General features: G+C 62.1%; 3 protein-coding genes. 2 read left to right on the top strand and 1 reads right to left on the bottom strand.

The window, feature by feature from the left end; genetic code table 11:
* Positions 1-60: 60 nt before the first annotated feature.
* Complete coding sequence (locus tag WC683_18940) at positions 61-1302, bottom strand: hypothetical protein (protein MFA4974688.1); 1242 nt, start codon at positions 1300-1302, stop codon at positions 61-63.
* Positions 1303-1531: 229 nt separating this feature from the next.
* Here WC683_18940 and WC683_18935 point away from each other — a divergent pair, with 229 nt between their 5' ends.
* Together WC683_18935 and mfd are read left to right on the top strand one after the other, a co-directional pair.
* Positions 1532-2575, top strand: coding sequence for a DUF4325 domain-containing protein (locus tag WC683_18935; GenBank protein ID MFA4974687.1), 1044 nt, complete (start codon positions 1532-1534; stop codon positions 2573-2575).
* A 49-nt stretch (positions 2576-2624) separates the two neighbouring features.
* Positions 2625-5987 (top strand): transcription-repair coupling factor (gene mfd / locus WC683_18930; protein ID MFA4974686.1); only part of this gene is annotated, 3363 nt, incomplete at its 3' end.

The following is a 5987-nucleotide window of genomic DNA, read 5'->3' as shown; positions in this document are numbered from 1 at the left end:
GCGCAGTCTTGGTCATCGTCGCCCCCAGATTGAATTATCTGAAAAAAATCGAGCCCCGGGTCAGTGCCCTGACAGAAGCCTCGCAGTGAGCAGCGCTATCCCTACCAGGGAGAGGATGAAGAGAGAACCGTAGAAGACGCGGGTGACCCACTTTGTGGAACCGGTGTTCTTGAGATTCCCCCACTGCCACCAGGGCACGAACTGGTACGGCAGCTCCTCGGGCTCGGAGTCGCGGTCATACCAGGCCATGCCGCGGCCGCCCTTCTTGCCCTTGAGAAATTTCGTCTTCTTCTGCAGCTGCTGTTCCAGAGTGATGCCGAGCTTCTCCGCCGCCTGGGCCTCGGCCCTGGCGAGCCCGAAGCGCCCCTTCGCAGCCTCCTGCTGGAACGCGAACTCGCTGCCGCGCGACGCGGCGAGCGCAAGGTACATGAGCTCCTCGCCCGTGAGCTTGCCCAGCATCTCCTTCGTCACCTGACTGCCGGGCATCATGGCCTTGAGCTTCGCAAGCGCCTCCGCGAGTATGGAAAAACGGACGAACTTCTCGGTGCGACCGTTGGCGAGTAGCAAATCTCCTATGAATATCCCCTTGGCCCCCTTCTGCACGACGCCGCGCATGAAGAACTGCTTTATGTCTTCGAGCAGCGCCTTCTTGGCTACCGTGCGGTCCAGAAAATTGAGGAAGAACTGCTTCCATTCAGCCTCTGTCTTGGCGTTGAAGTGCGGCAGACCATCGGCGCTCTCGTTTGCCACCGCCTTGCCCTGCTCGAAGCGCTCGACCACGAGTTTCTCAAAGCGCGAGAGCATTTCGTCCACTCGCTTGGACGCGGCCTTCTGATCCAGACCGGCCGGGAGTTTGAGCCCCGCCGCGGCCTTGGTCCCCTCTTTAACCTCGGCCTTTTTCGCCGATTCCTCCGCAGAGGCCCTGGCAGTATCCTTGGCGGCTTCCTTCACCGCCTCCTTTATCTGCGCCTCCTGCGCTGCCTTCATCTCCTGCGCTACCCGCGCCTCCTGCGTCGCCTTCGCCGTATCAGCGGAGGGCTCGGCCGGCTTACCCATGAACTGGTCGCGCCGATCGTCCACCACCCTGCCGTTGAGGAGCTTGAAGTGCTGGAAGGCTTGCGTGGCGTCGAGCTTCTGCGCGAGTTGCTGAAAGAACGGCGTGCCCTCCCTCACCTCGAACGGCGCGCGCTGGACCGCATCGGCCAGCTCCACCTCGGCCTGCTGGATCTCCTCCATCGGCGCGTTGCGCTGCACCAGATCCATGAGTTGCTGGTATCTCTGCTCTATCGAGACGTTCGACACGTGCGGGGAACCTCCTGAAACGCTATGATTTTTCTATGCTTTCCGGCGCATTATAGGCCCAAACGCGCACGAGGGCAACACGAAACCCTATCATTATTATCGGATCTGATTCCCCTGAAAGTTGCTTGATGGCTTCAGATATTGTGTGGCTGTGCCTCAAGGGGGCATGTTGATATGATCGTAAATTTATGTTGATAATATGTTGATTTGATATAGAATATAGGTTGATATGGCTATTCTAAAAAGCCAGATATTACAGTATATTAGAAAGAGGGGGAGGTTTACCTCGGCCGAGCTGATGGAGAAATTCGACGTCAGCCGCCAGGCGGTCCATCGCCACTTACAGGCCTTCCTGAGAGAGGGGGCTATCATCAGGCAGGGCAGTTCCAGACGCACGGCCTTCTATATATTCAACTCCCCCGAGGCCAGGACCAGGACCGCGGCAAAGGCAAAGAGCTTCAGCAAACGGATAAAGGCAAAGGGCGCGTCCGAAGACCGCATCCTTGCAGATCTTCAATCTCAGGAGGGTCTGCTCGCGGGGCTCTCTGAAAACGCGCTGGCTAATCTGCAGTACTCCTTTACCGAAATGCTCAACAACGCCATCGACCACTCCGGCTCGCAATTCATAGACACCGAGGTCTCGTCCGATCGCGGGGCATGCTCCTTCACAGTGCGCGACATGGGCGTCGGCGTCTTTGCGAACATAATGAAGAGGCTCTCCCTCGCATCCGAGATGGAGGCGATAGAGGACCTACTCAAGGGCAAGCAGACGACGCAGCCCGATCGCCATTCCGGCGAGGGGATATTCTTCACCTCGAAGATCGCCGACCGCTTCGTGCTCGAGAGCCACGGAAAGAGGCTTATCGTGGACAATCGGATCAGCGACGTATTCCTCGAGGACATCCGCTTCCTCAAGGGCACGCGGGTCCTGTTCGAGATAGAGGCGGATTCCAAAAGGAAGCTGGCGGACCTCTTCGCCGAGTACACGAGCGAGGAGTTCAAATTCGACCGCACGAAAGTGACGGTGAAGCTCTTTGAATCCGGCGAATCCTACGTCTCGCGCTCGCAGGCAAAGCGTCTCCTGCACTCGCTGGAGCGATTCAAGGAGGTAATGCTGGATTTCTCGGATGTGGTCGGCGTGGGCCAGGCGTTCGCCGACGAGATATTCAGGGTCTTCCATGCGGAGCATCCCGGGATCAGGATAGAGCCGATGGACATGTCCGAGAACGTTGACTTCATGGTCCGTCGCGCCCTCGCAGCAAGAGAGAAATAAAGTCGTACAAGGTTGCGTTCTCTATTCTTTTCACGTACAAAGCCCCAAGATGTCGGTTTCGCTGCAAGAGATCGTCAGGACCGCGGAAGGCGCGGAGAAGACGATAGATATCGACGGGCTCCACGGCGCTGCAAAGGGGCTCGTGCTGGCGACGCTCGCCCGAAAGTTCCCCACAAGGACCATCGCGGTCATCACATCCACGCCCGAACGCGCGCAGGAGCTGGTCGACGACTGCGCCGCGTTCATCCACCCGGATGATAAGCGCAGGCTCAAGCTCTTCCCGGACGGCGCAGCGCTCCCCTACTCCAGACTCTCGCCGGAACCGGACGAATGGGCCGACCGCCTCTACGCGCTCTACGAGCTCGCGCATTCGGTGCCGCTCATCGTCGTGGCTCCGGCCCCTGCGATCATGCGCAGGGTCCCGCCCAAGCACTACATCACCGCTGCCGCGCGCCGCATCCGCAAGGCCGAGTCAGCGGACCCTTACGAGATCTGCTCCTACCTCGCGCAATACGGCTACGAGGACGTGGGGCTGGTGGAGGACGAGGGCAGCTTCGCCCGGCGCGGCGGGATCCTGGACCTCTGGCCCCCGACGTCGGAGGCGCCGGTGCGCCTGGAGTTCGAGGAGGACCGCATCGTCTCCATGCGCCTCTTCGATCCCGCGTCGCAGCGCTCGCGCGAGGAGACGACCGAGATCCTGATCGTGCCGGTGCGCGACTTCCCGTTCGACGCGCCCTCGCGCGACAGGGCCGCGCATCGCATACGCGAGCGCTCGGAGGGATCGGAGCTCCACGCGCACGAGAGGCGCGCGCTGATCGAGGCGATCCACGAGGGGATCGCGGTCTCCGGCATCGAGACGCTCATGCCCCTGTTCCACGACAAGACCGAGAGCCTCTTCGACTACCTCGCCGCAGATGCGTTCGTCCTCCTGGACGAGCCCTCCGACGTTGAAGCGGCGGCCATCGCACATCGCAAGGAGGTGGAGGAGCTCGCGCGCGACACGCAGAGCCCGGAGAGGATGATCGCGCCGGACGAGATAGTCCTCACCGCGGAGCAGCTCGCCGGGGAAATCAAAACCCGCAGATCGATCAGATTCAACGCCCTCAAGATGGAAGGTGAGGAAGGCATCGCCTCGCTCAATGCAGACACGATAGGCAACGCAGACGTGAGGCCGATGATCGAGGGCCACAGGAGCGGCGAGGACATGCTCGCCCCGCTGGCCTCGCGCCTCGGGGAGTGGCGAAGAAACGGCTGGCGCGTGCTTTTGTCTTGCCACACCCAGATGCAGGCCGAGAGGCTGCGCGACCTCTTCAAGTGGCAAGGGATCGAGATCCTCTCGCTGGACGCGCCGTTCGAAGCGCTCGGCGAGATGAGCTCTCACGCGGTCAGGCTCCTCACGGGCAGGCTCTCCGCGGGCTTCCGCTGGGAGGCCGAGCGGCTCGCGATCATAACCGACGCCGAGATCTTCGGCACCAAATCCGGCCGCAAGGTCAAGAGCTCGAAGCCCATGGAGCCCTTCACCTCCTTCACGGAGCTCTCGGAGAAAGACTATCTCGTGCACGAGCAGCACGGCATAGGACGCTACGCGGGGCTCGCGCACCTGGCCATCGAAGGCAGCGAGGGGGACTACCTGCTCATCGAATACTTAGGCGGAGACAAGCTCTACCTGCCGGTCTACAGGCTGGGCCTGGTCGGCCGCTACATCGGCTCCGGCGACTCCCCTCCCCCGCTCGACAGGCTGGGAGGGGCGCGCTGGGAGAACATGCGGACAAAGGTCACGCGCGAGATCAGGCTCATGGCGAAGGAGCTCTTGGCGATCTACGCCGCGCGCGAGGTCTATCCCGGCATCAGGTTCAAGGAGGGGGGCAACGAGTACGAGGAATTCGCTGCAGCCTTTCCGTTCGACGAGACGCCGGACCAGCTCCGCGCCATCGACGACATAATGGGCGACATGGGGCTGGAGAGGCCGATGGACAGGCTCGTCTGCGGCGACGTGGGCTACGGAAAGACCGAGGTCGCGATGCGCGCCGCCTTCAGGGCAGCGCTGCACGGCACGCAGGTGGCGGTGCTGGTGCCGACCACGGTGCTGGCGATGCAGCACTACGAGTCGTTCGTGAAGCGCTTCGCCGGCACCCCGATCTCCATAGAGATGCTCTCGCGATTCCGCTCCGCCGGCGAGATCAAGAAGGCGATCGAGGGGATCAAGGACGGCAGGATAGACATAGCGATAGGCACGCACAGGCTCCTCTCCAAGGACGTCTCGTTCAGGCGGCTCGGTCTCCTCATCATCGACGAGGAGCACCGCTTCGGCGTGAAGCACAAGGAGCGGATAAAGAAGATGCGCCAGGTCGTGGACGTGATCGCCATGACCGCCACACCCATTCCCCGCACGCTCAACATGTCGCTCACCGGCATACGCGACATCAGCATCATAAACACGCCGCCGGCCGATCGCCTCTCCATCACCACTCACGTGGCGCCGTTCGACGACGGTATCGTGAGGCAGGCGATCATCCGCGAGATGGCGCGCGGCGGTCAGGTCTTCTTCGTGCACAACCGCGTGGAGACCATCGGCTCCATGCACGACAGGCTGAAAAAACTCGTGCCCGAGGCGCGCATAGTCGTGGGGCACGGGCAGCTGCCGGAGCACAAGCTCGAGGAGGTGATGTTCAAGTTCCTGGCGAAGGAAGCGGACGTCCTCCTCTGCACCACGATAATCGAGTCGGGGCTGGACATCGCTTCAGCGAACACGATCATCGTCAACCGCGCGGACACGATGGGGCTCGCCCAGCTCTACCAGCTGCGCGGCCGCGTCGGCCGGTCGAGCGTCAGGGCGCAGGCGTATCTCCTCACCCCGCCGGACGGCACGATGTCCACGATCGCCAAGAAGCGCCTCACGGTGCTCAAGCGATTCACGGAGCTGGGCTCCGGCTTCCAGATAGCGATGCACGACCTCGAGTTCCGAGGGTCCGGCAATCTCCTCGGCAGCGCGCAGTCGGGGCACGTGGCCGCGGTGGGCTACGAGATGTACGCCAAGCTCCTCGACCGCGAGGTGAGGATCCTCACCGGCAAGAAGGTCGAGGAGGAGATCGACCCCGAGCTCAACCTGAAGGTCTCGGCGTTCCTGCCGGAGTCCTACGTGGCCGACCCGGGGACACGCATCGACATCTACAAGAGGCTCTCCAGCAGGGAATCCGAGGAAGAGATCGAGGCGATGGGGATGGAGCTCGCGGATCGCTTCGGCCCCATGCCCATCGAGGCCGAGAACCTCCTCGGCATCATGGAACTTCGGGTCCTGGCCCGCAAACTCGGCATGAAACAGGTGGTCTTCGACGGCTCCCAGCTGGTCTGCCAACTGGACCCCAGGAGTCCCCTCTCCACAGAGCAGATCCTGGCCATCGTGGAGGCCAAT

The sequence above is a fragment of the bacterium genome (genome assembly GCA_041648665.1).
GTDB lineage: Bacteria > UBA10199 > UBA10199 > 2-02-FULL-44-16 > JAAZCA01 > JAFGMW01.
This window is presented reverse-complemented; position numbering and strand designations above follow the sequence as displayed.

Bases quoted from the DNA above. Each gene is read 5' to 3' on its own strand.
- WC683_18935 (MFA4974687.1), top strand. From the start codon at position 1,532: ATGGCTATTCTAAAAAGCCAGATATTACAGTATATTAGAAAGAGGGGG.